The organism is Obesumbacterium proteus (genome assembly GCF_001586165.1).
In the GTDB taxonomy this organism is placed as follows: domain Bacteria; phylum Pseudomonadota; class Gammaproteobacteria; order Enterobacterales; family Enterobacteriaceae; genus Hafnia; species Hafnia protea.
Map to the genome: position 1 here is coordinate 3,336,502 of NZ_CP014608.1, position 25,632 is coordinate 3,362,133.

Sequence of the window (25,632 nt, forward strand, 5' to 3'; positions counted from 1 at the left end):
TGATTATGAGTATCACGGCTCTCTATGTTTTATGCCGTTGGGTTCATTTTGCCAGTGCACTACAAATCTTTGGTTTAGTTCTTTTTGTCGGGTGGATCGCTCCACCCGCACTTCGTCATAGCCTAGAAAAACACACCCGAGTGCTATTGGGGACCAGTTTAGTGTTTTGCGCCGTGAGCTCTTGGCTTATGGTGACGTTACAAGCAGGTCAAATGGGCGATGGCTGGCAAGATGCTTTCAGTCCAGAAACTTGGCTTGCCGTTATGCAAACGACATTTGGCGAAGCTTGGTGGTTACAACTGATATTTTCCTCTCTGCTGCTGGTAACACCTTTATTTGCACCAAAGATTCGCCGCTTTTTATTTATCTTTTTTGCAGCATCATTGCTAATGACTTTAGCTCGCACAGGGCATGCATCGGCGGAGCAGGGCATCAGCGGTATAGCGCACCGGCTTAATAATGGTATTCACCTGCTGAGCGCTGGCTTTTGGTTTGGTGGTTTGCTGCCGTTCTGGCTTTCCATACGACAGCTTTCAGGCACGGTGAAAGCCTTTGCGATGCAAGCGGTGATACGTTATTCACGTTGGGGACACCTTGCGGTGGTTCTGGTTATCGTCACCGGAATAGGCAATGCGGCTTGGATTTTAGGGCGCTGGCCGCTGGCGTTCGACTCCATTTATCAGCGCGGGTTGTGGCTGAAGATCTTGTTGGTGGCAGTGATGATTGGTATTGCGCTGTATAACCGTTATTGCGTGGTGCGGAGCATGGGCCAAAATCGACAGAGGGCATTAACGCTATTGGCGAGTAATGCAGTTTTTGAATGGATATTGGGTCTATTGGCACTGCTTGCGGTGAGTTTTTTCGCAACTCAGCCACCTATTTAGAATAAGATAACGGCAGTTTATGATTGGACGATAGTGGAACTTCGTGATGAAAAAAGTGTATTACTGACAGGATTATTGACGCTGGCTGGTGGTTTTTTATCTACGGATGTATTAGCGGCACGTACCGTGGAGACGGTGAGTAAAGCGCAATTCGGTAGCCAGTGGGCCTTTGTGAAAGAGGAAGTGCAGCTGCAGTGTACGAAAAATCAGGCGCTGTTTGTCATCAATGCAAGCACGCTGGCGCAGTATCCTTTAGATGAGAAGGCCAATAGCTTGGTGAAAGCTAAAAAAATGGCGGCATTACCGTTAGAAACGATTTTGCTAGACGATCCGAATCATCCGGGGCAAAAGATGAGCGTAACGCCTTTTATTGAGCACGCACGTCAATTGTGTCAGTAGTTTGCATGGAATGTTGCACGTATAAGTAACGACAAGAGGCGGCGTAAAGCCGCTTCTTTGTTTTATGGTCTGAGTAAGGTGGCACTTGCCAGAGTACCACCGGAAGTGATTTATGCAGCGGCTGGCATACCGCATAGTTTGGTTAAACTTCGAGCGCCAACCATAACGGTGGCAACGTAGGATTGACGGCGGGTCACAACTTCCACCGCGATGAGTTTATCTCGATATTTAATATGGTAAGTAGAAGGCCATCCTTGACGGGCAAGGCCATAGGCTTTGGCATGCTGATCGATCGCTGCATGCGCGACAACGAGGTGAGAGAAGTTTGTATCGCCTTTAATGATTCGCTTCATAGAGGCTCCGTAATACATAAATCCGTCAAAATATTTGTCTGTCAGCACTGAGCTGACCTCTTTGTTATAGCACCAATATCAATAACATTGCAGTATGACTTTTTTGTGACACGATCGAGATCGGCTTATCTTATTTCAATTGTTTAAAAAATAATCACATTGTTCGTGAGCCGTTCGCAAGTAGCCAATCGGCAGTGTATCGAACGATCGTTTAGCGTGGCTGGAAAGATCCTTTAATGAACTAAAACAATGAATACACGGGGTGAAGTGCTAGGCTGGGATAAAGTATTCATATAACGAGGAGATGTTATGACACCGATATTTACGCTGACGCTAGCTCCTTCACTCGATAGTTCTACCACAACGGCCAAACTCTATCCTGATGGCAAATTACGTTGTTCAGAGCCGGTTTATGAACCCGGTGGTGGTGGCATCAATGTGGCTCGCGCTATCGCCCACCTTGGTGGTGAGGCCAGTGCCATCTTTCCCGCAGGTGGCCCAATGGGGCAGCATCTTGCCGAACTACTTGAGCAAGAACAGGTGGCTATTCAAACGGTGACAACGCAGGCATGGACTCGACAAAACATGCACGTGCATACCGAGATCACCGGAGAGCAGTATCGCTTTGTCATGCCTGGGGCGAAATTGACGCCACAGGAATTCGATCGTTTACGCGGCTGCGTACTGGGTATTCCCGAGGGCTCCATTCTAGTCATTAGCGGCAGTTTGCCCGAAGGTGTGACCACCGAAGAACTGCAGATACTGTTGCGTCAGGCACAAAAGAAACATATCCAATGTGTTCTTGATAGTTCTGGCCGTGCTTTGATGGCTGGCTTAGAAGTGGGTAATTTGCTGCTAGTAAAACCGAATCAAAAAGAGCTGTCTGAGCTCAGTGGCAAAGATTTACTGGCAGAGCCCAGCGCCGTGCTTGAGGCGGCACAGTCTATTGTTGCGGCAGGAAAGTCAAAATATGTCGTGGTTTCGTTAGGTGCTCAGGGTGCGATAGCGGTTGGACGGCATAACTGGGTTCAGGTTGTGCCACCGCCGGTAAAAATGAAAAGCACCGTTGGAGCGGGCGACAGCATGGTAGGTGCCATGGTACTTAAATTGTCACAGCAGGCTGATTTACTGGATATGGTGCGGTATGGCGTCGCGGCGGGGAGTGCTGCAACCCTAAACAAAGGAACTCGTCTTTGCCAGCAGAATGATGTGAGCGCGCTTTATGACTATCTCTGTCAGCAACAAACGCCGCTTAATGATTTATAAATATAGCTTCGAATCACTACCCATCCGAACGATGGGTAGAACCGTTAGTCCATCACCGTTTTATACAGAATCAGTAATGCACCGATCGCACCTTCGAAAGTTGATCTCATCACAAAGCCGGACATGAACAAGAACAACCCACAACCAACTATCATCCAAAAATAAAATTGCTTAATCATGACTTCTACATCCTTACTTTCCGGCATGATTCTAACATATTCATATGATGAATGTTTAATTGGTTAGATATCACTTTTCTAATTCAGGTTCTTGGAACGCCAATGACTCGCTTCTGAATTTAGTTCAGGGCTGCTTAAGGATGCTGCGATTGATGAGCAAAACACCGCTATTTGTTGGTTTTGTTAGGGCAATTAAACAGTTGCGTATAACTTCTAAAAAATATTTTTATATTATTGCAACTATTTTACGGTAATTGACATTTCAAACTATTAAAATAGTGGCCTACGGAATATTCAGCTGATGTAAATCAAGTTTATCTTTCTCTTTAATTTGTATTCTTAAGGTGAATAATAAATGGAGGTTACATATGCTTAGGAATAGAGCATGGGTAGGCGGGATAGCATTGTTGCTTGCCCTGCATGCGCCAGTATACGCCGCTAACAAGGGCACAATTCGTTTCGTAGGTTCGATTGTAGAGTCAACCTGTGACATTACACCAAAAGGCAAAGGTTTCCATTCATCCTGCTACAGAGATGGTGATTACCTAGAGCGTGCCCACAGCGTGTTAAAAAGCGGTGATAAAGTCAGTTTGCCCACTAATGTGGCTGATGTTCATTTGAAACCCATCGATGGTCATCCTAATCTTGGACATCTAGTGATTAACTATCACTAAAGGCGCTTTTGCCGAGTGTTTCCATGATTCGATTTGTCATGGGAACACTCTCCCCATCCTTTAAGACTTTTCTCCTTGAGGCTTTTTATTAAAGTCGGGATAGTGCGTGATACCGATCACACTAACGGCAACACGTTAGCTATTCATGCAGTGTATGATCTCTGCCAACAGAGGGGAATTGACCAATGAGAACCATATTAACTGCCGCGATTTTATTCGCGTTGGCTGGATGTAGTAGTCCTGAATCAATTACGGCAAATAAACATCAGGTCATGGATTTAAAAATAAGCCGAGCTGCGGGTATTTATTCTCAGTGCCTAAATAAAAAATGGTCTGATATTAATCCTGCCACACGTTATTATAATATTAATAACACGCATACCATTGCTAGCTATTTAGATGGGCAAGGCGAGATGGCATCGGCAAAAATTCAAACGATAAGCGACAATCAGGCTGATGTAGAAATCTATCTAACATCGCGCGGCAACAGCCAGCAAGCCCTACTGGAAGCGGCTAAAGCCTGCGTTTGACGTTCATTGATGAATCCGTGCTAGCCTAGAAAATGTCGTTCAATCGCGTTATAGATAACCAAAAGAACAAATATGACGAGAGCTGATAATAGAGTTTTAACTATTATTGATTTTCTCTTTGGCCATAATAAAAAAACGATAAGACCCGTGATAATCAAAGTGGCGGGGTAAAAGTAAAATAGGCTGAACCATATAATAACGATATAGTCGTGGAGCATCATTTTATCTCGATTACCTTGCCGTATAAGCGGCAAGGCAATGCTATTCTTTAGCTAAAGAATTTACTTTTCAACATATCTAATCCTGCACTAACCAATGAGTTTCCTTGTGGGATCTCACCGTTAGGTGACAGGCCATCAACCAATTTAGGTAAATAGGTTGCCAACAGCTGTGATGCGCTGTCGGTGTTAATACCGAGAGAGCTTGCAAGCGCGGTGATGGATTCAACACTAAACACATTCTCGACTTGTTGGCCAGAAATAGGTTGGTTGCTGCCATTGCTAATCCATGACTCAACAATACTGCCAAGTCCTTGGCTTTGGAATTTTTCAACTAACGCAGCAATACCACCTTGCTGCTCTACCCAAGCTAAGATAGCTTGAACGTGATCGCCGTTTTCACCTTGGCTACCTAAAATGCCGCCCAGATTATCTAATAATCCCATGATGTAACTCCAAATTCGATAAATAATAAGGAAACTTAATACTTCGTTGGGACAGTATACCGTGCATGGCCTTGAAGCCAATGGCTAAAGTATGGCTAAGAATCGATGAATAGGATGATATTTAACCGATAAAATGACTTTCGGATCAATCTTAAAACGCTGGTTAATTTAAGCAAAAAAAGGCGATGGGTTTGAATAATGCTCATTCTTCTCCTAGGCTTATAGAACACAATAGCTACAAGGAAAGAGAAAATGAAATTTACAAAATCAGCTGTTATGGGAATCGCCGCACTGACGACGGCTTTAGCATTATCTGCCTGTAGTACTTACGATCGTGCGGCAAGTTACGTTACCGAACCTGTAGTTAAAGATGTTAAAGTTGGTATGACTAAACAACAGGTTGTTGATATTGCTGGCCAGCCAGCAACCAGCATTACCATGGTTAATGCCCGTGGTACCTGTAGCACTTATCTGATTAGTGGAACAGATAAAAAGCCGCAAAACTATTTTGTTAGTTTTGATGATACCGGAAAGGTTCTCAATAAGGGCTACCAGTCTTGCTCTGAATATGACACCAATCCACAAAAATAAATCTCGATGATGTTAATAAATTCGCGTTTTCAGGCGGCCTTTTAGGCCGCTTTATTTTGCATATTAACTACTTGGTTGTTTTCTGTGCTCTAGCTCACGCTTTAATTGACATAAATTTCAAATCTCACTAAGCTCCACTTCAACACTGATAGCCAATATCTGTGCGTAAGCGTTCACGTCATCCAACGCATTTAATCCTGTTTGTTATTTATGCAGGGGAGAAGGCGTTTCTTTTTGGCTTTCTCCTTGCTTTTGGAGTTAGCACTTGTATGTCTCAATCTCATTTTATTAGCACCCCCAAAGCAAATCATGCGCTGTTTCCTTTGACGTCAGCCGTTTTTCTTACTTATCTCACGGTAGGATTACCTTTACCGGTTATTCCCTTATATGTGCATAACCAATTAGGGATGAGTAATACCATGGTGGGGATCGCCGTGGGAATGCAGTTTCTTGCAACGGTACTTACTCGCGGTTATGCGGGGCGGCTTGCGGATCAGCAGGGAGCAAAACGCTCCACGCTTCAAGGCATGTTGGCCTGTTCATTGGCGGGCGTTGCTTATCTATTGGCGGCATTACTGCCGGTTGATGCTATGACCAAATTTATCATTCTTTTGGCTGGTCGTTTAGTATTAGGCTTTGGTGAAAGCCAGCTGTTAACCGGAAATTTAACCTGGGGTTTGGGCCTATTAGGACCATCTCGCTCTGGTAAAGTGATGTCATGGACGGGCATGGCCATTTACGGTGCTCTGGCGGCAGGTGCGCCGCTTGGCTTACTGTTAAATCAACATTGGGGATTTGCCGCATTAGGCATTTCTACGCTTATTTTACCGCTTGTTGCTATTTTGATTAATTTCAAAGTAAAGCCTGTCGCGCCTCATGCGGGGCAGCGTATTCCTATGTGGCGGATGCTGGGTAAAATTTGGCAACCGGGCGTGGCTCTTGCGCTGCAAGGAGTCGGTTTTGCGGTAATTGGCACGTTCATTTCACTATTATTTAGCGCTCACGGTTGGGCGCATGCAGGATTGGCACTCACCAGCTTCGGGCTCTCTTTTGTTTTAATGCGAGTATTGTTTGGTCAGTTGCCAGACCGAATGGGGGGAATGAAGGTCGCTATTGCATCGCTGGTGGTTGAAACCATTGGGCTGGTTTTGATTTATTTAGCAAGCACCTCCATTGTGGCTCTTATTGGCGCAGCCTTAACGGGAGCAGGGTGCTCACTCATGTTCCCTGCATTGGGTGTTGAAGTTGTGAAAAGGGTACCGGTTCATGTACGTGGTACGGCGATGGGCGGATATGCTGCTTTTCAGGATGTTTCTTACGCTATCGCAGGGCCGCTGACCGGTGTTCTGGCAACTACGCTGGGCTATTCGTCGGTATTTGCCGTGGGAGCCGCATGCTCGGCGCTGGGTATTATCGTCATTCTGCTCTTCTTGCGACCAGTTGCATCACAGCAAGTTGAGTCTTAAGGGATAAAAAATCAAGGCCTCGAATGAGGCCTTGATTCTAGAGATAAATTGAGTTTGGAATAGAGCCACCAGTAGGTGTTATCCCGTCCCGCCATTTGGGTGGGTTTCCGCCGGGTAAGCCATCGAGGTGGCCGACATTGTGCTTGAAGCAACAACCAACACTAATGAAATCAACTTCTTCATTTGACTCCTTCATGACCTGCGGTTTAAGTACCATAACGCGATGCTTCAATGCGAAGCGTGATCGGGTTCACCCTCTGAGTAAATGGTTAGAATTCAGTTATTAATTCATTGTTATTAAGCGTAATTATTCGCTTTACAATTTTGGCACGTGAAAATGACGCATCTAATGGCGGCTGAAAACGAAGTATCTTAGATATTCTGCTAAGCTTAATAGGATTAAATTTATCAACGATATCAATTGTGCTCGCCAATTTAGGTTGGGCATTGGCTATTGGAGGTCTAAATGGGTTTGCTAAGTTTCGTTAAAGATGCGGGAGAAAAACTTTGGGATGCGGTGAGTGGAAACCGTGATGACAAACTCAAAGAGCATATCAATAAGCTTGGTTTACCAGGAGCCGATAAGGTTGACGTAAAAGTTGCCGATGATGGTACCGCAACGGTGTCAGGCGAGGGCGTGAGTCAGGAACTGAAAGAGAAGATCTTGGTTGCGATTGGTAACGTCGCGGGGATCAGCAAAGTAGACGATCAGCTCGCGGCTGCGCAGTCTGGTGTTGAAAGCCATTTTTATACGGTCAAAACAGGTGATACGCTTAGTGCGATTGCCAAAGCACAGTATGGCAACGCCAATGACTACATGCGTATTTTTGAAGCCAATAAACCGATGCTGTCGCATCCAGATAAAATCTATCCCGGGCAGACGCTAATTATTCCACAAAAATAATTGGGTCATCGGTTCATAAAGTGTTTATAAGCCGCTTATGCGGCTTTTTTTGCGCCACATGTTATCCATGAAATGCCATTTTATCCCTCGCCGATATGCGTTATGTCGTTGTCTTGCTATTATCGAGCAACAAAAAATAACGAGGCCTATCGGATGAAAAAGATTCTTACCCTATGTTTGAGTTCGCTATTATTGGCAGGGTGCGCAAGCAACGAGGGGCAATCGCCGTTTAAGAGCTATTTCTCCTGCGATATCCCTGCGGCGAGTCACTATCCTACCATCGAGTCTACGTCGGATTTACTCGTAAATATGCGCAAGCTGGGTGTTGATGCGGAACGTAAAAACGTTGTGGCGGCACAGTGGGAACAGCAAACCACAGATGCCAATGAGAAAGCGAAAATTGAGTCCTGCAGCAGTGAAATACGTCAAGCATCCGTACAGATCGTTCAACCACAGGTTAATCGAGTTCAACAGGTGACGACAGATCCCGCTCAGTTAACCGCGCTTAATGACGTCCATACCAAATGGCTGGCCTATATGAATTCCATTACGTTAAAAGGCACCGATGCCTCTTTAGCTAAAGCGTTCAATAATGCGGCTGATAAGCTTGAGAGTATGTGAGATTAGCTTCGGATTTTGTTTAAAAAAAGCACCTAAATAGAATTTAGGTGCTTAACAGATATGTTTGATTTAGCTTAGAAGTCGTAACGCAGACGAACCAAGTTCAGGTCACTTTTATTGTCTGTGGTATTAGTGAATACATGTTCGACGTCGATCTGGAAACCATAGTCAAACTTGGTAGAAATACCCAGCGTCTGATGGTTGCTCTGATAATCACGACCGGTGTTAAATTTCAGACGGTCACCAGCATAATAAGGTGTGATATTTTTCACCAGATATTGGCTGATTGGGAAAGTGTAACCCGCATAATATTCAACGCCGTAGCCATTTCCAGCAAAGTAATCATGACGATTTTTAACACCGGTCATCAAGAAATTACGATACCAACCGGCAGATGCTGCCAGAGTCCAATTGTCAGGTTTCCAGCTTAAACCAGAACCCAGCAACTGCTGACCATTATCATTTTTGCCACTATCCGCACCGTTATTTTGTTTGATGCTTTGTTGAATATAGCTGTACGCGGTACCCCACGTTAATTCATCGGTGATGTGGTAATCCACACCCAGTGCGCCGCCGCCTTTACGTTGATAGCGCAGCGGGTTGCCGTTATTTACGCCGGCAGGGTGGGAATCATCATGTAAAACACCGCCTACATATAGATCAACGGGCCCAAAGGTATTTTTATACTGGACCAGATTGTAGCTGCGGTATGAGCCGTCGTAGTTGCCGTTATAACCGTTACCTGGAGCCTGAGCCTGCATATCGAAGTCCCAGATATCCGTTTTAGCGCCTACAACGGTGTAGTAGATACTATTTTGCTTACCGTAGGTTAGAGTACCCCACGTTGCGCTTTTCAAACCTCCGAACAACATGCGACGGTCAGTGTTTGCTGCGCCATCTGCATAATGATTATCCCAGTTAAATAGTGCTGGAACATTCACTCCCAGTTCGTAGTAACCAATCAGGCTAACATCGTCGAACAGGTAATAATCAGCGGAGAAACGGAAACGCGTTCCGCCGTCATAACCGTTGCGCTTATAAGAGCCTTTATCGCTGTTACCCATTTCATCAATAAACTGCGGACGAATACTACCGCCAACCTGAAACTTCAAACGGCTAAGTGGATCGCCAGCCTGAGGATCTTGCTCTAACAGCGTGATTTCTGCGAGCGAGGAGAAAGACGCACAACCCAATGCCACAGCTAATACAATTTTTTTCGCCACATGATGTTTAATCATTTTTTATCCCTGACGTATCAACGAATGTTTAATTTACACTCGCAATTGTTTTATAAGTAAAATAATGGAAATACATAAAGTCTGATATATGTCGCAGCCACTAAATGCGATGTGCATTCAACTATATAGCGCAATAAATTGCAACAATAGTCACGTGTTTAAACTAAATAATTGGAACTGAAGTTTTAATTTTGCTGAAAATTAATGCAAGTTTCAAACTGCCGCATTAATTTCGCTCAATCCTAATACAAGAAGGGCAATAATCCAACTAGATTAGGTGTCGTTGGTGAATGGAAGTTGAGCAAAAATTAGAAAATAATAACGGATCTGAATTAGTACATCCTTGCAGTGCTGCTGAGTTATTATCACGTTGTGCAATGGTCATTTGACGGAATTGCTGGAAAGCAGAAAAGATGTTTTTAAATTGGATTTAATACACTCAATAATACTTATTAGCTCTAGTTTTTAGATTCGATTTATGCGAAAGCTTAAAACGCATTAAAGTTAATATATTTAAATAACTAAGGTAATAAACAACGCGGCTCCTAGAAGTCATATCAGAAAATATGTATCTCTCGCTTAAAGCTATTTATTCTTGTTGTAAATTTCACTGCTGTTTTCGTACTTGCTATCAATACTTTTTAGCAAGAAATACTTATATATCGCTCTCTACACTTACTTTACATGATAGTGAAACGTAGCGAGCTTTACTTTTATTACTCTAAATAAAAAGAGACCTGATACGATTCCTGTATCAGGTCTAGGGTAATGGCTCTTGGGAGAGAGCCGTGCGCTAAAAGTTGGCATTAATGCAGGCTTGGATTGCCTTGCTATTTAAGAGTAGTCGACGGTATTTTTTTTGCCAGTTTTTAGCAAATTATGCTGTAGAAGAGAGTTGTTGCAAATGTTAAGTCTTTCTTTTGCTGGGGGATGCGTTTGTGCGAGAGATTACACCATTACTAAAGTCTTGCTCTATCTATGTCTATGACTTCTCGTTAAGCGTAGCGTTTGTTGAGTCGGAGAGTGGGGTTGACGGCGTGAAAAATGAGGTTATCTGAAACTTGAGTCAATTATAGATTAAAAAAACACCGCCAATTGGCGGTGTTTGTGGTTAAGTTTATGGCGCTAGCGAAGGGGGATCGCGGTACCCCAGCTTTGCCATTTATCCGGCGCATTATCATTAAGTAGGTAATGCGTATTTGGTTGAGCCTGCGGGGCAAGCGGAGTGGTGGGTGGCGTTGCAAAGGCGATGCCGCCGCGAATAAATTGCTGGAATGTGCCCGTTTTGACCATTCCGCCCGTTAACCCAAACTCTACGTTGTAGCCTGAAGCAAGCCAGAATACTGAGTTTTCACGCACCAGCTTTTGGTATTTCTTGCTAATACGTAGCGCTACGTGCACGCGGTCAGACATTGAACCCAGATACAGGCCCGTCACGGTACCCACTTCGATGCCTCGGAAAAGAACCGGAGTGCCAATTTGTAGCGATCCCGTTTCTGGTGCATCGACAATCACGCTCAGCCCATCGAGATAGCGTGAATCTGCGATCGAGGCTTGTTGTAGCTCGAAAGTACGCATGGTGCGGCCATGGCCCGGTTCTAAGTTGATATAGGGCTGTAGCAATGTCTCTAAGTTACTGACGCCAGTGGCAGAAATCTCAGGGGTGACGATAGAGAAGCGCGTTCCTTGACGTGCAAAAGAGTCTACATATTCTGGGTAAAGCACCGCTTTCGCTAACACTTCGTTGCGTTCATTGGAGAGTTTTAGCGATTCAACCTGCCCAATATCGATGCCGAGGTAGCGAATTGGCATGCCAGCAGAGAGTTTTGACGCATCGTAAGTACGTAAGGTGATCTGGCTACCAATGGCTCGGGCAGCCGTTTCTGAAGCATAGAGCTCAAGCTTCTGCCCCTTGGTAACGCTTACGCCTTCTATGTTGTCAAAGCTAACAGCGCCTTTGATTGCGCGATCCAGCGGAGAGGCCTGAATCGTCAAGCCGCTGCCGTTGAGCTGTACTTTAGCTCCACCTTCCGCCCAGAAAATAGTCTGCGGTGTCAGCAGTTTTCGGTAGGCTGGTTGAATATACACATCGACTTCAAACTCATTGGATTTCGGCCGAACATCCACAATTTCGCCAACTTGGAATTTGCGATACAGCACAACTGAGCCTGCTTGTATGTCAGGTAAGGTTTCTGCGCGCAAAGTCAGGGTTGATGGAGGAAGATTACCGGTGATGCCTTGTTCCGCGTGTTCGCTGTTTTGATACAGCGGGTACTTATCCTTGGGATCGCCTTTGCTGCCTGGGATCACGCGAATACCGCCATCTAACCATTCTTGTGCGCTTGCACCGAGCACTTGAACACCGTCAACGCCAAACTTAACGTCAAGACGGCTGTTGACCACAAACTTGCTGTCGGCATGAATACGGCTGCGATACTGCGGTTCAATAGCAACGTCGAAGACAACCGCGTTGTCTTTCAGAACGCGGCTAAGAACTTGGCCAATTTTAATCCCGTTCATGCTGATAGGCTGCCCAACGTCCACGCCATAGCTTTGCGATGCGCTGAGTGATAGCTTAAGGATATTGGGCTGTTGCAGCAGCGACTCGGCGCTTGGCAACACGGCGAAATGGTTTTGTGGTTCACCTTCGCCGGGAAGCAGTTCAAATACGTTGCCCGTGAGAAGCTGGCTCAGTTTGGCATTATCCAAGCTGAGGCGAGGGCTGGTCATTTTAATACGCGTCCCGCTGCGCATCAGATCGACGATGCTAGGGTCAATCGTTAATTCACCGGTGACTTTGCTGTCTTTCTCCAGCGTCATTTTGGTGAGCGTACCGACCTGTAACCCTTGGTAGATAAGCGGCGTTCTGTCCGCGGTTAGGCCATCACCGTTGGGTAAATCTAAACCGATGACAACGCCGCGCTGGCTGTGGGCCAGATCGGGGTAGAGCGTGTAGTTGTGGTTGGCGACGGCCTGCTTGCCACCCTGCGGTGAGTCAAAGGCAATCGCACCATTCACTAACGCGGCCATGCTTTCCATCTGTACCGAAATGCCGTCTAGGGCAAAATCGCCTTTGAAACCAGAGACATTCCAGAAACGGCTGTTATCTTTCACCAAATTAGCAAAGCGCTTATCGATTAACACATCGATGCTTACGCCTTGCTGGTTTTCGGCAATCGTAAAATCATAGACTTTACCTACCGGGATTTTACGGTAATAAACGAGGGAGCCGGTGCTTAAAGATCCCAGATCGGGAGCAAACAAGTGGATTAGCAGTTCACCGGTATTAAGACGAAACTTAGGCTGAGTATCCAGTGCGACGAAATGTTGGCTAGGTTTACCCGTACCCGGCATCATCCCAATGTAGTTGCCGCCGACTAGCGCGTCTAATCCAGAGATCCCCGCCAGCGATGCTTTAGGCGTGACAAGCCAAAACTGGGTGCCATCACGCAGCGCGTCTTTCATATCGCTTTTAATGCTCACGCTGACTTCAATTTTATTGAGGTCATTGCTCAGCGCTATCTTTTGGACCGTCCCAACCTCAACGCCTTGATAGCGTACCGGCGTGCGGCCAGCGACCAAGCCTGCCGCCGATTGGAAATCGATAATGACAGTATCGCCACGCTCTTGCATCGTGGAGTAAATCAGCCAGCCTGCGATCAGAAGGGCGATAAAAGGTAATAACCAAAACGGTGAGATACGACGTTTACGTCGTAGCGTCGCGTTAGTCGGTGTATTCGGCGTTTCCTGTTGCATGAGCATCCCAAATCAGTCGGCTGTCTAACCATTCTACGGCAAGGATGGTTAGGAATACGGCGGCGCCAAAATAGAAGGCCGCCGGTCCCATTGTAAAAGAAAGTAGCTGGTCACGATTAACCAACGACATCATTAACGCGATGACAAAAAGATCGAGCATCGACCAGCGGCCAATCCACGTCACTAAGCGTAGTAGACGCATGCGTGTTTTTAGGCTGTGCTGGGTTTTAAATTGAATGCTGATCAACAAGAACAGCATCACGATGACTTTCGTGAAAGGCACTAAAATACTGGCAATAAATACGATTGCCGCAATAGGAATATTGCCTGACGTTGCTAAAGAAACCACGCCAGAAAAAATAGTGTCTTCCATCCGTACACCGTTCACGTACAAAATCGAAATCGGCAGCATATTAGCCGGGAAGAGCATCACGATTGCGGCAATGAGCGCGGCCCATGTTTTTTGCAGGCTGTACGGCTGACGAGCATGCAGCGTCGTATGGCAGCGCGGACAGCGGCCTCGTGTATCAGGCAGCCCCGTGTAATGACAGGCACAGCAGAGTTTCATTTCATACGGTGACGTTTTGGGCTGAGTACGTGGATAGAAACGCTCCCACAGCTGATTCAAATTGAGATGAATCAACGTGACCAGAGTGAGCAGCGTCATCATCACGTAGGCAAAGAAAGCGTTTCCCACGTTGATATCCGCGTATTCCTGAACCTTTATGCAGGCTACGCCCATGCCGATAAGGTAGATATCGAGCATGATCCACTCTTTTAATCTGTCTAGCATCAATAAGACCGGGCGCAGATTCATCCCCAGTTTATGCCCGAACCGCAGATAGAGAATGGAGAGTGGCAGCGTCAGCGGGGCACCTACGGTACAAAATGCCACCATGCTGGCCGTGACCGGATCGCCTTGGATCGCCATTTGCCAAATGCCTTCAATCAGGCTGGCGTAAATTGTCGTTCCCAGCAGGCGGATTTGAATCAGCGGTTCATTTAAGGCAAATGGCATCAGGAGCAAAATTGCGATGGACAGCGCGGTTAAGCGCGTCATTGACCAATCCCGCCCAGAGCAAATTTTGGCACAGCAACGTGGACAATATGCGGTATGGTTTTTATCCAACTCAGGAAGTTGGAAAACGTAGTCGCATTCGTGACATCGTTTGATGTGTTGTTCTGGTAGCGCGGTTATTCGAGTGATATTCATTCAGAAACGCAGGATGGATGGCGCAAGGGGTGAAAGTATCGCATTGATGGCCTTAAAACAGAATGGTTGTTATCAAAATGTAGGTCGAACTCATGTAAAGATACAATGTGTAACGAGTTAATGTGTAGTGATGTTGGATAGGCCTTGTGTGATAACGCATTTAATGCTTATTTTATGTGACGTATTCGAGCCTTATGGCTACCGCCCAGTAACAAGATAACGAGATTTACATGAGTAAAAAAGAGTTTTATACCGATTTAGCGCGTGATTTAGCTGCCCTCAGCAGCGGCGAATATAACTTTATCGCAACATTATCTAACGCAAGTGCGCTAATTTATGAGCGATTAGAGGATGTTAACTGGGTCGGATTCTATTTGGTTGATGGAAATACGCTGGTACTTGCGCCTTTCCAAGGGAAATTAGCCTGTGTGCGAATTCCTGTTGGTAAAGGTGTATGTGGTACTGCGTTTGCCAAAAATGAGATCCAACGCGTTGCCGATGTGCACGCTTTTGCCGGTCATATTGCCTGTGACGCAGCCAGTAATGCTGAAATTGTGCTACCTATTGAGGTGAACGGACAAGTTATTGGGGTTTTAGATATCGATAGCACAGTTTATGACCGATTCGATGAAGAAGATGAAAATGGTTTAAAATCAGTGGTTTCCGCTCTTTCTGAACACTTGAAAGAGTGCGACAGCACAAAATTTGTGACATTTGCATAAGGTTGTCGTGCGTATGGCGTGGCTTTTGGCGGTAGCGCCATTATAATGTCGCCTGTTCATGCCATCGCTGGTTGGCAAACCCGTTGTAATCAGGAAATTTCATGGAAAATCAACCCAAGTTGAATAGTAGTAAAGAAGTCATTGCATTTTTAGCCCAGCGTTTCCCGCAGTGCTTTAGCGCAGAGGGCGAAGCACGTCCGTTGAAAATCGGTATCTTTCAGGATCTGGTTGAGCGGATGCAGGGAGATGAAAACGGACTGAGCAAGACTCAGCTACGTTCAGCGCTCCGTCTGTACACCTCAAGCTGGCGTTATCTGCACGGCGTGAAAGTGGGTGCGGAACGAGTCGATCTTGACGGTAATTCGTGTGGTGTGCTGGAAGAGCAGCATGTGGAACACGCTCGTCAACAGTTAGAAGAAGCCAAAGCGCGAGTTCAAGCACAACGTGCAGAACAGCAGGCGAAAAAACGTGAGGCAGGGGAAACGACTGAGAATCGTCGCCCACGTCCAGCGGGTAAAAAACCTGCTGCACGTCGTACCGATGCTGCTAACGGCGATAAAGAAGCGCGTAAACCACGCACTCCTCGTCCGCAACAGGATCGCACGCCTCGCGCGAACACAGAATCAGCTAAACCGCGTGCTGTGCCGGTGACTGACATTACTAAACTGACCGTAGGTCAGGGCGTAAAAGTCAGCGCAGGTAAAAGTGCGATGGACGCTTCCGTATTGGAAATCACCAAAGATGGTGTACGCGTTCAGCTTTCTAACGGTCTGGCGATGATTGTGCGCGCAGAACACTTGCAGTTCTGATACGGAGGCCAGCCAAGGCATGAACAAATTTTTCAGGGTATCAGCGATAGCCCTGGCGTTATTCGCTGGTGCCAGCTTTGCGGCTGATAATGTTGCTTACAACATTAATCAGTTACCGCAGTTGCACCAAGAGCCGCAGCACGCGACCGTCAGTGAACGGGTGACGTCACGTTTTACGCGCTCTCATTATCGTCAGTTCGATTTGAACGATGATTTTTCTAAAAAGATCTTTGCTCGCTACCTCAATATGTTGGACTACAACCATAACGTGTTGTTGGCCTCTGACGTTGCGCAGTTCAAAGACCGTGAGACGGCGCTGGATGATGAGTTAAAATCCGGCCAATTAGATACCGCCTATGCGCTGTTTAATTTGGCTCAAAAACGTCGCTTCGAACGCTACGAATATGCACTCTCTTTGCTGAAATCCCCGATGACTTTCGACGGCAACGACACCATTGATGTCGACCGTAGTAAATCACCGTGGCCAACCAGCACGGAAGAGTTGAATAAGCTTTGGACCGCCAAAGTTAAATACGATGAATTGAACCTGAAACTGGCCGGTAAAGATTGGCCAGAGATTCAAAAAATCCTGACCAAACGCTATCAGTTTGCGATTAAACGCCTCACCCAAAGCAAAAGTGAAGACGTTTTCCAACTGTTCATGAATGCGTTTGCGCACGAGATTGATCCCCATACCAACTATCTGTCTCCGCGTAACACCGAGCAATTCAATACCGAAATGAGCCTGTCTCTGGAAGGTATTGGCGCCGTGCTACAGCAGACCGAAGACGATTACACCCAGATTAACTCAATGGTTGCCGGTGGACCTGCGGCGAAGAGTAAATCTCTCAAGGTTGGCGATCGCATCGTTGGCGTTGGACAGCCGGGTAAACCGATGGTGGATGTGATTGGCTGGCGTCTTGATGACGTGGTTGAGCTGATCAAGGGGCCAAAAGGCAGCAAAGTTCGTTTGGAAATTCTGCCAGCAGGCAAGGGGACCAAAACACGCACTATCACGTTAACCCGTGAACGGATCCGCTTGGAAGATCGCGCGGTGAAAATGAGCGTGAAAACCGTCGATGGCAAGAAAGTCGGGGTTCTGGATATTCCTGGCTTCTACGTCGGTCTGACCGACGACGTCAAAGTACAGCTGCAGAAGCTAGAAAAACAGAACGTGAGCAGCGTGATTATCGATCTGCGCAGCAACGGCGGCGGTGCGTTAACCGAAGCAGTATCGCTTTCTGGCCTGTTTATTCCTAGCGGTCCTGTTGTTCAGGTACGTGATAATAACGGTAAAATTCGTGAAGATGCGGACACCGACGGCGTTGTTTACTACAAAGGCCCGCTGGTCGTTCTGGTTGATCGCTTCAGTGCGTCAGCGTCTGAAATCTTCGCGGCGGCTATGCAGGATTACGATCGCGCGCTGATCGTCGGTGAACCCACCTTCGGTAAAGGTACCGTGCAGCAATATCGTTCGGTAAACCGTATTTACGATCAGATGCTGCGTCCTGAATGGCCGGAGCTGGGCTCGGTTCAATACACTATCCAGAAGTTTTACCGCATTAACGGCGGTAGTACGCAGCGCAAAGGCGTGACGCCGGATATTATTATGCCGACGGGGCTGGAGTCGATTGATACTGGCGAAAGCTTTGAAGACAACGCCTTGCCTTGGGATAGCATCAAAGCAGCTACCTACGATAAAGCAGGTGACGTGCAGAAGTTTGATCCGGTGCTGTTAGCCGATCACAACCAGCGCATCGCTTCGAATCCTGAGTTCCAATACATTGAGCAAGACATTGCTCACTATAAAGCACTCAAAGATCGTAAAAATATCGTCTCTCTTAACTATGCTCAGCGTGAGAAAGAGAATAAAGATGATGATGCAACGCGCCTGAAACGCATTAATGAACGCCTGAAAGTTGCGGGTAAAAAGCCAATTAAATCACTTGATGATTTGCCAAAAGATTATCAAGAGCCAGATCCTTACTTGGATGAAACGGTAAAAATTGCGCTTGATCTTGCTCAGCAAATGCAGGGCAGCTCAAAATAAGCGAGCACGGCAACAGTAAAAAGAGCGAGAAATCGCTCTTTTTTTATGCCCGTTGCCTTGGCGATATGGTGAGTAAATAGTCAATTATGTGATTTTTAGTACGTCAAATTGTAAAGTTATGTTTCTTTAGTGTGTTATTGCTTAACACCACTTGAATCCCGCGCAGATGGCCTTACGATCTATACACTAAATCATTCGAGTTGCATGAAAGCGGCAAACAGTTCTTATCAACAGACAATAGCTGTTAGCGCTTCTGCCACTTGAAGTAAAACGAGTATATGCATCGCATAATGCGTGCTCCATAAATGAGGATTAATAAATAACATGATGCGTATCGCTTTGTTCCTGCTAACCAACCTGGCTGTCATGCTGGTGTTTGGTGTGGTGTTAAGCCTGACAGGGATCCAGTCCAGCAGCGTGCAAGGGCTGATGGTGATGGCACTGCTGTTCGGCTTTGGTGGTTCTATTGTTTCGTTGTTGATGTCTAAGTGGATGGCTTTGCGTTCGGTTGGGGGAGAGGTTATCGAGCAACCGCGCAATGAGACTGAGCGTTGGTTGGTTGAAACCGTTCGTCGTCAGTCTCAGCAGGCAGGCATTGATATGCCGCAGGTGGCGATTTACCACGCACCGGATATGAACGCATTTGCAACGGGGGCGCGTCGTAATGCGTCACTGGTTGCGGTGAGCACCGGTTTGCTGCAAAACATGAGCCGTGATGAGGCTGAAGCCGTGCTTGCGCATGAAATCAGCCACGTGGCTAATGGCGACATGGTCACCATGACGCTGGTTCAGGGCGTAGTGAACACCTTCGTCATCTTTATCTCGCGCCTGATCGCTCAGGTGGCCGCCGGATTCTTGTCAGGCAACCGTGATGAAGGTGAAAGCAGCAGCGGCAATCCAATGATTTATTTCGCGGTATCCATGGTATTGGAAATCGTGTTCGGTATTCTGGCGAGCATTATTACCATGTGGTTCTCACGCTATCGTGAGTTCCGTGCAGATGCGGGTTCAGCTAATCTAGTGGGGCGTGAGAAAATGATCGCAGCGCTACAGCGCTTGAAAACCAGCTATGAGCCGCAGGAAGAAGGGAGCATGATGGCATTTTGCATCAATGGTCGTAATAAATCATTTAGCGAACTGTTCCTGTCACATCCGCCGTTAGATAAGCGTATTGAAGCCTTACGTACCGGCCAATATCTGAAGTAATTTAGATTTGCCATCGACGGCAGAGATAGCACGTTACATATAAAAAGGAGCCATATGGCTCCTTTTTACTATCCGAAAAACCTGATATCACCGTGCAACGCGCAGGCCACCTTCGGCTCCGCGTGGAGAGAACACCACTTGCCATAGCTGGATATCTCGAGCGCGGAAAGCCCCCGCGCAAGCATTGAGATAATAGCTAAACATGCGGAAGAAGCGTTGAGAATAGTTATGCTCGATCTTCGGCCAATTCTGCACGAAGCGTTCATACCAAGCCATTAGCGTGCGGTCGTAATCAGCCCCAATATTGTGCCAGTCTTCCATCACGAATTTACCTTCACTGGTGGTTGCGATGTGCTTAATTGAAGGGAGGCAGCCATTAGGGAAGATATATTTATTGATCCAAGGATCTACATTCATATTGGTTTCGTTTGCGCCAATGGTATGCAGCAAGAAAAGACCATCAGGTTTTAAATTACGCGCCACCACGTTGAAGTAGGTTTGATAGTTCTTTGGCCCAACATGCTCGAACATGCCCACTGACACAATGCGATCGTACTGTGAGTTAAGGTCGCGATAGTCTTGTAGCAAAATTTGCACGTCTAAATCTTTACAACGTTCCTGTGCCATTTTCTGTTGTTCTGCTGAAATGGTGACGCCGTGAACGGATACGCCGTAGTTCTTCGCTGCATAAGCTGCCAAACCGCCCCAGCCACAGCCGATATCCAGCAAGGTCATACCAGGCCGCAGTTGAAGCTTTTCGCAGATCAGTTTTAGCTTAGCCTCCTGAGCTTGTTTTAGCGTCGTCGCATCTTTCCAGTAAGCACAGGAATATTGCATGTAGGGATCAAGCATTAGGCTGAATAGGTCGTTGCCTAAGTCGTAGTGTTCTTTGCCGACGATCCACGCACGTTTTTTCGATTGAAGATTGGTAAGACGCGCCGCGGCGACACGCAAGGTGTCTTTGATGTGGTGTGGCAGCTGATTCTCAAGCCCAGCTCGCAGCACCTTCTGAAAGAAAATATCTAAGCGGTCGCACTCCCACCAGCCGTCCATATAGCTCTCACCTAAACCGAGTGAGCCTTCTTGCAAAACGCGCTTGAAAAAGTGTGGATTTTTAACGCGAATATCAAAAGGGCGCGAGCCATTAACCTCGATATCTGCCGACTGCAACATTTCACTGGCAATTCGATACCATTGACTGTTTTGCACGCTTAGATCTTCTATACACGATGAACTCATAGTTTCTCCATGAACCAAATTCTTCATAAAACTGACCTGCTAGAGAGCGTTGGCAATCTAAAGGCGCACGAGTACCAACGGATAATCCGCGGTGTTTAACCCGACTTAGAAAAATGGAAAACTGAGGAAACCCATGCGTTTAGCAGGGACTCATCCTTAAGAAAAAATGTGATGTGATCCGCACATCGGAAAGTAAAAGTTACTTACTAGCAGAATAATTGTAAAAGCAACCTTCGCAGTATAGGACGCAGCGGTGAGAGACTCAAGTATGAATCTACACCGCTGCTCAATGGCTTAGCCTAAAGGAGACAAAAATAAATTAATGCTGTGACAGGTGTTTTTTGCTGGATTCATTTACCGTTAGTGACTCATTAGTTAACTTCTTTGTGACGCTGTCACTTTTGAGCCAATAACCGATTGCCACTAATACCACCGTGCCCGCCATGATGGCGGTTGTGGCCAATAATGCAGACTCGACGAAAACGGATACCAGCAGGCTTGCCAAGAAACAGATGCCTAGCTGTAGCGTGTTCTGCAGTGCGGCCGCTTTACCACTGCTTTCTGGGAATGGGGTTAACGCATTGGCAACCACGATAGGGTAAATCGCACCGTTTGCCATGGCCATAATGCAGAAAGGGACTAACAGGGCAAAGAGTCCCGGTGAGCTCAGCAGCGCCATCGCGAACATTCCAACCATGCTCAGGCTGTATACCACTAAAAGCCAAGGTAGCATCAAGTTTCCGCCGATACGGCTCAGCAGCGCGCGGCAGCCATAGCCGCCAATCAAGAATGCGATAGTCTGTGGCACATAGCTTAGGCCAATGTCATTCGGGCCATAGCCCATATCGCCTAAAATGAACGGTGAACCGGTTAGCCAGGCAAAGAAACCGGCAGAGCACGCCGCAAAGATCATCACGTTGCCAGAGAAAATATTTGAGCGCATCAGTTGGAAAAAGCTGATGTTCTCTTTTGGCTGGTTTTCTGTGGGTTTCCGACGCTCATCTTTGAGCATGAGGGTTGGGATCAACAGAAGCAAAGAGATACCAAACAGCACGGCAAAGATAGCCTGCCATTCTAAATGGTTAAGCAACCACGCACCTAATAGCGGAGCAAGGGCTGGGGACAATGCCACCAGCGGCATGATAGTGGCGAACACACGATTGGCAACGCCTTTGCTGTAGCGGTCGATAACCAGTGCTTGCCACGTCACGGCGGCAGAACACACCCCAATCGCCTGCACAAAGCGCAGCACGAGAAGTTCGGTAGTGGTATCCACCCACAGCATGCCCAAGCAGCCAAGACTAAACAGAGTTAAGCCCATGGCTAAAACCGGCTTACGTCCGATGCGATCGGACAGTGGCCCCCATACCAGCTGCGCGAAGGCAAAACCAGCAAGGAAAATGCTGAGGCTTGCGCTGATAGCACCCGCAGAAGCATTGAGATCCTGCTGCATGGCACCAAAAGCAGGAAGATACATATCAGTGGCCAGATATCCCAGCATGCTCAATCCGGCCAGATAGAACATGAAAAATGATGAAGTTCGCATTATTTTGACTCGTTATATATTTGTTGCAGAATGAATGTGTGACGCGTGGAGTGTAGCGATCTCTCTAATTACTTGTGAAACGCTAATATTTGCTATCATGGATGAAAATTTTTGAAAGCAAGAAAAGTGAGGTAGCGCACATGTGGTCGGAATACTCATTAGAGGTTGTTGATGCAGTTGCTAGGACGGGAAGTTTTAGCGCCGCAGCGCAAGAACTGCACCGTGTGCCGTCTGCCGTGAGTTATACGGTACGCCAATTGGAAACATGGCTGGCGGTGTCACTGTTTGAACGACGTCATCGAGATGTTGAACTCACCGAAGCTGGCGCATTTTTTGTTGATGAAGCGCGAACTATTATCAAAAAAATGAATTCCACCCGTCGTCAATGCCAGCAGGTGGCAAATGGCTGGCGTGGGCAGCTAAATGTTGCAGTCGATCGCATCGTAAATCCCCGTCGAAGCCGCCAATTAGTTGTCGATTTTTACCGCCATTTCCCTGATATGGAATTAATGATCCATCCCGAAGTGTTCAACGGCGTATGGGATGCCTTAGTTGCCGGACGTGTAGAGGTAGCGATAGGGGCGACGCGAGCGGTTCCTGCCGGAGGACGTTTTTCTTTTCGCGATATGGGATTTCTACGTTGGCACTGTCTGGTGAGCCCCGATCACCCGCTGGCAAAACTGGAAGGCGAGTTAAGCGACGACAAAATTCGTCCTTTTCCCGCCTTGTGCATTGAAGACACCTCACGAGATCTGCCTAAGCGCGATACATGGCTATTAGACAACCAGCGCCGCTTGGTGGTGCCTGATTGGCAGTCTGCCTGTGATTGTCTAGAGAATGGACTTTGCGTTGGTCTGATGCCTGCACACATGGCGGAACCACTGGTGCATTCGGGTAAGCTGAAGATCTTGCAGTTGGCTCAGCCGTTTCCGGATAGCGCTTGCTGTGTCACTTGGGAAGACCATACCCGTTCACCGGCCATTGATTGGTTACTAGATTACTTAGGTGATACTGAAACGATGAATCAAGAGTGGCTCAGCCCTGAATAGGGTTAGAGCATGATGATTTGGCCGTTTGGTGGAACATCGTCTTCGTCGTGTGTCACTAGCAGGGTGGCAATATTCGCCTGTTGCAGTTCGCCAAATACCCATTGGCGAAACTGTTGTCGCAGCGATTTATCAAGCTTGGAAAAAGGTTCATCCAAGGCCACGGCGCGAGGGCGAGAAAGCAGGGTGCGCAACAAACTGATTCTGGCACGCTGACCGCCAGATAATTCATCAGGATAACGAGACGAAAACTCAGCCATGTCAATTTTCCCCAACGCCTGCGTGACCAGCTGATGCTGTTTTTCTTTGCCGATGTTTTCAGGTAAGGCGAAAAGCAGGTTTTGTGTAACGTTTAGGTGGGGAAACAATAAATCATCTTGGAATAACAGCCCGATTTTTCGCTGATAAGCCGGAAGTTCAGTCACCTCGTGATTATCAATCAGTACTTTTCCCTGCGTTGATAGAGGAGCATGAGCATGTCCCGCCATCGCCAGCAATAAGCTCGATTTCCCGCAGCCGCTTGGCCCCATCAGCGTCAGTATTTGGCCGCCTTCGACGCGGGTATTCAACGCTGAAGTTAGCGGCGTGCCATGCAGCAAAACTTGAAATTGCTCAAACGCTAAAACCGTCACAGTTTTTTGTTCCTTGTCAGTATGAATGGCAGAAATAGCGCGATACCGTAAACCAAAAGCGGAATGAACGTTTGCCACAAAGCGGCAACGGCAGCCATGCGGCGATCGATACCGGATGCATAGGCAACGGTTTCCGTTGCTAGCGTGGGGAAGCGCCCAGCGCCCAAGCCTAGCGTGGGTAAATATAATCCCATGCTAACCGCAAAACCTAGCGCTACGGAAAGCGCCAGTGGTTTATTCAACAAACGGATCTTAATACGCCAGAAACACGCCCAGGGCGACTTCCCAAGAGATTGTGCGGTGTAGATCAGCCGCGAATCGAAAGTCTGCCACGCGCCGCTGAGGCTAAGAAAATAGTACGGAACGACAAACACCATATGGGCAAAGATCACGCTGGGCAGCAGACCAATCACATCCAACCAAGCGGCCATGTGCTGCAAGCCGAAAATCAGGCTGATTTGTGGAATCAACAGAGGGGCGAGCAGAAGCCATAAATTTGTATTTCTACGCGTATAAAACTGCCATTCTAAAAACCCAACGCACAGCACTAAGCTCAATAGGTTTGCCATACAGGCAATCAGCAGACTATTTATAATCGGCGCACTAAGCTGATGAATGCTGGTAAGCCAATAATCATAGGTCCACTGTAGCGGAAAAGAAGATGAGAAAGGCCAACGCCACGCAACCGACCAAACGAAGAGTACCGTATACGCGCCTAGCGTTAATAGAATGCCAATCACCCAGAGCGGGGTAAGGGGTATACGCCACGTATTACGTCTTCGTCCATAAGCGTTGCGGCAATATTTCAGCCAGATTTTTTCAACACAACGCCATGCAACAAAGCAAACTAACGTGATAACAATAAGCAGCAGCGTGCCAGCGGCAGCGAGAGATTGATGCCGCATGGATGGTTCACTGATCCATTGCCAAACTAACAACGCCAAGGTGGTTGGCTGCTGGGGTCCCAATAGAATGGCAATATCCACGGCGGATAGGCCAAAGGCAAGTACGCAAAACAGCGGTAGACGCAGAGCCACCAGTATTTGCGGGACTAACAGCGACCACCAGACTTTCTCACTGTGGTAACCCAATGCGTTACCCGCCTGTATTTGGCGGACGACATCGATTCGGCCCGCGATATTAAACGCCATCAAAAATAAAAAAGGCGTCTCTTTGATCACCAGTAAAAGAATTAAGGACAGGGCATAAGGGTCATTGACGATCGTCCAATCTGGCGGGCGCACAAAACTCGTCAGTGCTGGGGATATAATCCTGAGCAGCCAGCCTGAAGGGGATAACAGCAGTATGAGGCCGGTTGCCAGCGCAATATGCGGCATGGCCAAAATCGCGCTTGAAATAGCCCGAGCAGTGCCGCTGGCGCGCTGTATAACCTGTCCGCAAAGCGCTAATGCCAACCAAAGTGATATTAACGTTGCGGCAATTGCGCTCCATAAGCTTAGGCCAACCGAGCGCACTAACCCCGGCCATTGGAATAAAAGCGCCCACGGCTGGGTGAATGTATTGAGCGTGGAAATGTCAGACAGTGGCTGAGTCAGCGCCAAGAGCGCCGCCAATATTGGCAACGCTCCTGCTAAGAACAGCACAACGGGGAACAGCGCTAAAAGATAAGGGCTGTTCTTCATC

The 25,632-nt window shown here is 47.2% G+C and carries 23 protein-coding genes; 14 read left to right on the top strand and 9 right to left on the bottom strand.

Annotation, left to right across the window (positions count from 1 at the left end):
* The first annotated feature begins 5 nt into the window (after window positions 1-5).
* Window positions 6-884 (top strand): copper homeostasis membrane protein CopD, encoded by an 879-nt coding sequence (copD, locus tag DSM2777_RS15900; RefSeq protein WP_061554513.1) that lies wholly within the window; start codon window positions 6-8, stop codon window positions 882-884.
* A 33-nt stretch (window positions 885-917) separates the two neighbouring features.
* Window positions 918-1,283 carry a YebY family protein gene (locus tag DSM2777_RS15905; protein WP_418008481.1) on the top strand — a complete coding sequence of 122 codons (366 nt, stop codon included), beginning with the start codon at window positions 918-920 and terminating at the stop codon, window positions 1,281-1,283.
* A gap of 110 nt (window positions 1,284-1,393) precedes the next feature.
* Here DSM2777_RS15905 and DSM2777_RS15910 read toward each other — a convergent pair whose 3' ends face one another.
* The gene (locus DSM2777_RS15910; protein WP_008813610.1) at window positions 1,394-1,636 is read right to left on the bottom strand and encodes a DUF4060 family protein; all 243 of its coding nucleotides are present in this window, start codon (window positions 1,634-1,636) and stop codon (window positions 1,394-1,396) included.
* Between the two features lie 309 nt (window positions 1,637-1,945).
* Between DSM2777_RS15910 and pfkB the strand changes: the two genes are divergently transcribed.
* The 3 genes from pfkB (at window position 1,946) to DSM2777_RS15925 (ending at window position 4,285) form a co-directional block, all read left to right on the top strand.
* Window positions 1,946-2,902, top strand: a complete 957-nt coding sequence (pfkB, locus tag DSM2777_RS15915) for a 6-phosphofructokinase II (protein WP_061554514.1) — start codon at window positions 1,946-1,948, stop codon at window positions 2,900-2,902.
* A 547-nt stretch (window positions 2,903-3,449) separates the two neighbouring features.
* Window positions 3,450-3,755 carry a type 1 fimbrial protein gene (locus tag DSM2777_RS15920; protein ID WP_046457038.1) on the top strand — a complete coding sequence of 102 codons (306 nt, stop codon included), beginning with the start codon at window positions 3,450-3,452 and terminating at the stop codon, window positions 3,753-3,755.
* Between the two features lie 185 nt (window positions 3,756-3,940).
* The gene (locus DSM2777_RS15925) at window positions 3,941-4,285 is read left to right on the top strand and encodes a hypothetical protein (RefSeq protein WP_046457039.1); all 345 of its coding nucleotides are present in this window, start codon (window positions 3,941-3,943) and stop codon (window positions 4,283-4,285) included.
* 268 nt (window positions 4,286-4,553) lie between these two features.
* Here DSM2777_RS15925 and DSM2777_RS15935 read toward each other — a convergent pair whose 3' ends face one another.
* On the bottom strand, window positions 4,554-4,949 hold the full coding sequence (locus DSM2777_RS15935; RefSeq protein ID WP_061554516.1) for a YidB family protein: 396 nt from the start codon (window positions 4,947-4,949) through the stop codon (window positions 4,554-4,556).
* 252 nt (window positions 4,950-5,201) lie between these two features.
* On the opposite strand from DSM2777_RS15935, the gene osmE reads away from it, so the two are divergent.
* From osmE to DSM2777_RS15955, 4 genes are all read left to right on the top strand, one after another.
* On the top strand, window positions 5,202-5,540 hold the full coding sequence (gene osmE, locus DSM2777_RS15940) for an osmotically-inducible lipoprotein OsmE (protein ID WP_061554517.1): 339 nt from the start codon (window positions 5,202-5,204) through the stop codon (window positions 5,538-5,540).
* Window positions 5,541-5,809: 269 nt separating this feature from the next.
* A complete protein-coding gene (locus DSM2777_RS15945; protein ID WP_061554518.1) occupies window positions 5,810-7,006 on the top strand; it encodes an MFS transporter in 1,197 nt (398 codons plus the stop codon).
* Between the two features lie 466 nt (window positions 7,007-7,472).
* The gene (lysM, locus tag DSM2777_RS15950; protein ID WP_061554519.1) at window positions 7,473-7,910 is read left to right on the top strand and encodes a peptidoglycan-binding protein LysM; all 438 of its coding nucleotides are present in this window, start codon (window positions 7,473-7,475) and stop codon (window positions 7,908-7,910) included.
* 153 nt (window positions 7,911-8,063) lie between these two features.
* On the top strand, window positions 8,064-8,531 hold the full coding sequence (locus tag DSM2777_RS15955) for a hypothetical protein (RefSeq protein WP_061554520.1): 468 nt from the start codon (window positions 8,064-8,066) through the stop codon (window positions 8,529-8,531).
* Window positions 8,532-8,605: 74 nt separating this feature from the next.
* Here the strand turns inward: DSM2777_RS15955 and DSM2777_RS15960 are convergent, their stop codons facing one another.
* The 3 genes from DSM2777_RS15960 to yebS form a co-directional block, all read right to left on the bottom strand.
* A complete protein-coding gene (locus DSM2777_RS15960; protein ID WP_025801083.1) occupies window positions 8,606-9,754 on the bottom strand; it encodes a porin in 1,149 nt (382 codons plus the stop codon).
* 1,140 nt (window positions 9,755-10,894) lie between these two features.
* Window positions 10,895-13,525 carry a PqiB family protein gene (locus DSM2777_RS15965; RefSeq protein ID WP_046457044.1) on the bottom strand — a complete coding sequence of 877 codons (2,631 nt, stop codon included), beginning with the start codon at window positions 13,523-13,525 and terminating at the stop codon, window positions 10,895-10,897.
* The gene (gene yebS, locus DSM2777_RS15970) at window positions 13,494-14,738 is read right to left on the bottom strand and encodes a membrane integrity lipid transport subunit YebS (RefSeq protein WP_061554521.1); all 1,245 of its coding nucleotides are present in this window, start codon (window positions 14,736-14,738) and stop codon (window positions 13,494-13,496) included. Before yebS ends, DSM2777_RS15965 begins: the two co-directional genes overlap by 32 nt.
* 230 nt (window positions 14,739-14,968) lie before the next feature.
* Between yebS and DSM2777_RS15975 the strand changes: the two genes are divergently transcribed.
* The 4 genes from DSM2777_RS15975 to htpX all read left to right on the top strand — a co-directional run bounded on the left by DSM2777_RS15975 (window position 14,969) and on the right by htpX (window position 19,525).
* The gene (locus DSM2777_RS15975) at window positions 14,969-15,460 is read left to right on the top strand and encodes a GAF domain-containing protein (RefSeq protein WP_046457045.1); all 492 of its coding nucleotides are present in this window, start codon (window positions 14,969-14,971) and stop codon (window positions 15,458-15,460) included.
* A 101-nt stretch (window positions 15,461-15,561) separates the two neighbouring features.
* On the top strand, window positions 15,562-16,269 hold the full coding sequence (gene proQ, locus DSM2777_RS15980; protein ID WP_025801078.1) for an RNA chaperone ProQ: 708 nt from the start codon (window positions 15,562-15,564) through the stop codon (window positions 16,267-16,269).
* Window positions 16,270-16,288: 19 nt separating this feature from the next.
* The gene (gene prc / locus DSM2777_RS15985) at window positions 16,289-18,319 is read left to right on the top strand and encodes a carboxy terminal-processing peptidase (protein WP_046457046.1); all 2,031 of its coding nucleotides are present in this window, start codon (window positions 16,289-16,291) and stop codon (window positions 18,317-18,319) included.
* Between the two features lie 324 nt (window positions 18,320-18,643).
* The gene (htpX, locus tag DSM2777_RS15990; RefSeq protein ID WP_008813588.1) at window positions 18,644-19,525 is read left to right on the top strand and encodes a protease HtpX; all 882 of its coding nucleotides are present in this window, start codon (window positions 18,644-18,646) and stop codon (window positions 19,523-19,525) included.
* 87 nt (window positions 19,526-19,612) lie between these two features.
* On the opposite strand, the gene cfa is transcribed toward htpX, so the two are convergent.
* Together cfa and punC are read right to left on the bottom strand one after the other, a co-directional pair.
* The gene (gene cfa / locus DSM2777_RS15995; RefSeq protein ID WP_040044889.1) at window positions 19,613-20,764 is read right to left on the bottom strand and encodes a cyclopropane fatty acyl phospholipid synthase; all 1,152 of its coding nucleotides are present in this window, start codon (window positions 20,762-20,764) and stop codon (window positions 19,613-19,615) included.
* Window positions 20,765-21,083: 319 nt separating this feature from the next.
* Window positions 21,084-22,310, bottom strand: coding sequence for a purine nucleoside transporter PunC (punC, locus tag DSM2777_RS16000; RefSeq protein ID WP_061554522.1), 1,227 nt, complete (start codon window positions 22,308-22,310; stop codon window positions 21,084-21,086).
* Window positions 22,311-22,450: 140 nt separating this feature from the next.
* Between punC and punR the strand changes: the two genes are divergently transcribed.
* Window positions 22,451-23,359, top strand: a complete 909-nt coding sequence (gene punR, locus DSM2777_RS16005; RefSeq protein ID WP_043493387.1) for a DNA-binding transcriptional activator PunR — start codon at window positions 22,451-22,453, stop codon at window positions 23,357-23,359.
* 2 nt (window positions 23,360-23,361) lie between these two features.
* Here the strand turns inward: punR and DSM2777_RS16010 are convergent, their stop codons facing one another.
* Complete coding sequence (locus tag DSM2777_RS16010; protein ID WP_061554523.1) at window positions 23,362-23,988, bottom strand: ATP-binding cassette domain-containing protein; 627 nt, start codon at window positions 23,986-23,988, stop codon at window positions 23,362-23,364.
* On the bottom strand, window positions 23,985-25,631 hold the full coding sequence (locus tag DSM2777_RS16015) for an ABC transporter permease (RefSeq protein WP_061554524.1): 1,647 nt from the start codon (window positions 25,629-25,631) through the stop codon (window positions 23,985-23,987). The genes DSM2777_RS16010 and DSM2777_RS16015 overlap by 4 nt, the downstream gene beginning before the upstream one ends.
* Window position 25,632 lies beyond the last annotated feature (1 nt).

Bases quoted from the DNA above. Each gene is read 5' to 3' on its own strand.
- copD (WP_061554513.1), top strand. From the start codon at position 6: ATGAGTATCACGGCTCTCTATGTTTTATGCCGTTGGGTTCATTTTGCC.
- DSM2777_RS15910 (WP_008813610.1), bottom strand. From the start codon at position 1,636: ATGAAGCGAATCATTAAAGGCGATACAAACTTCTCTCACCTCGTTGTC.
- pfkB (WP_061554514.1), top strand. From the start codon at position 1,946: ATGACACCGATATTTACGCTGACGCTAGCTCCTTCACTCGATAGTTCT.
- DSM2777_RS15920 (WP_046457038.1), top strand. From the start codon at position 3,450: ATGCTTAGGAATAGAGCATGGGTAGGCGGGATAGCATTGTTGCTTGCC.
- DSM2777_RS15925 (WP_046457039.1), top strand. From the start codon at position 3,941: ATGAGAACCATATTAACTGCCGCGATTTTATTCGCGTTGGCTGGATGT.
- DSM2777_RS15935 (WP_061554516.1), bottom strand. From the start codon at position 4,949: ATGGGATTATTAGATAATCTGGGCGGCATTTTAGGTAGCCAAGGTGAA.
- osmE (WP_061554517.1), top strand. From the start codon at position 5,202: ATGAAATTTACAAAATCAGCTGTTATGGGAATCGCCGCACTGACGACG.
- DSM2777_RS15945 (WP_061554518.1), top strand. From the start codon at position 5,810: ATGTCTCAATCTCATTTTATTAGCACCCCCAAAGCAAATCATGCGCTG.
- lysM (WP_061554519.1), top strand. From the start codon at position 7,473: ATGGGTTTGCTAAGTTTCGTTAAAGATGCGGGAGAAAAACTTTGGGAT.
- DSM2777_RS15955 (WP_061554520.1), top strand. From the start codon at position 8,064: ATGAAAAAGATTCTTACCCTATGTTTGAGTTCGCTATTATTGGCAGGG.
- DSM2777_RS15965 (WP_046457044.1), bottom strand. From the start codon at position 13,525: ATGCAACAGGAAACGCCGAATACACCGACTAACGCGACGCTACGACGT.
- yebS (WP_061554521.1), bottom strand. From the start codon at position 14,738: ATGAATATCACTCGAATAACCGCGCTACCAGAACAACACATCAAACGA.
- DSM2777_RS15975 (WP_046457045.1), top strand. From the start codon at position 14,969: ATGAGTAAAAAAGAGTTTTATACCGATTTAGCGCGTGATTTAGCTGCC.
- proQ (WP_025801078.1), top strand. From the start codon at position 15,562: ATGGAAAATCAACCCAAGTTGAATAGTAGTAAAGAAGTCATTGCATTT.
- prc (WP_046457046.1), top strand. From the start codon at position 16,289: ATGAACAAATTTTTCAGGGTATCAGCGATAGCCCTGGCGTTATTCGCT.
- htpX (WP_008813588.1), top strand. From the start codon at position 18,644: ATGATGCGTATCGCTTTGTTCCTGCTAACCAACCTGGCTGTCATGCTG.
- cfa (WP_040044889.1), bottom strand. From the start codon at position 20,764: ATGAGTTCATCGTGTATAGAAGATCTAAGCGTGCAAAACAGTCAATGG.
- punC (WP_061554522.1), bottom strand. From the start codon at position 22,310: ATGCGAACTTCATCATTTTTCATGTTCTATCTGGCCGGATTGAGCATG.
- punR (WP_043493387.1), top strand. From the start codon at position 22,451: ATGTGGTCGGAATACTCATTAGAGGTTGTTGATGCAGTTGCTAGGACG.
- DSM2777_RS16015 (WP_061554524.1), bottom strand. From the start codon at position 25,631: ATGAAGAACAGCCCTTATCTTTTAGCGCTGTTCCCCGTTGTGCTGTTC.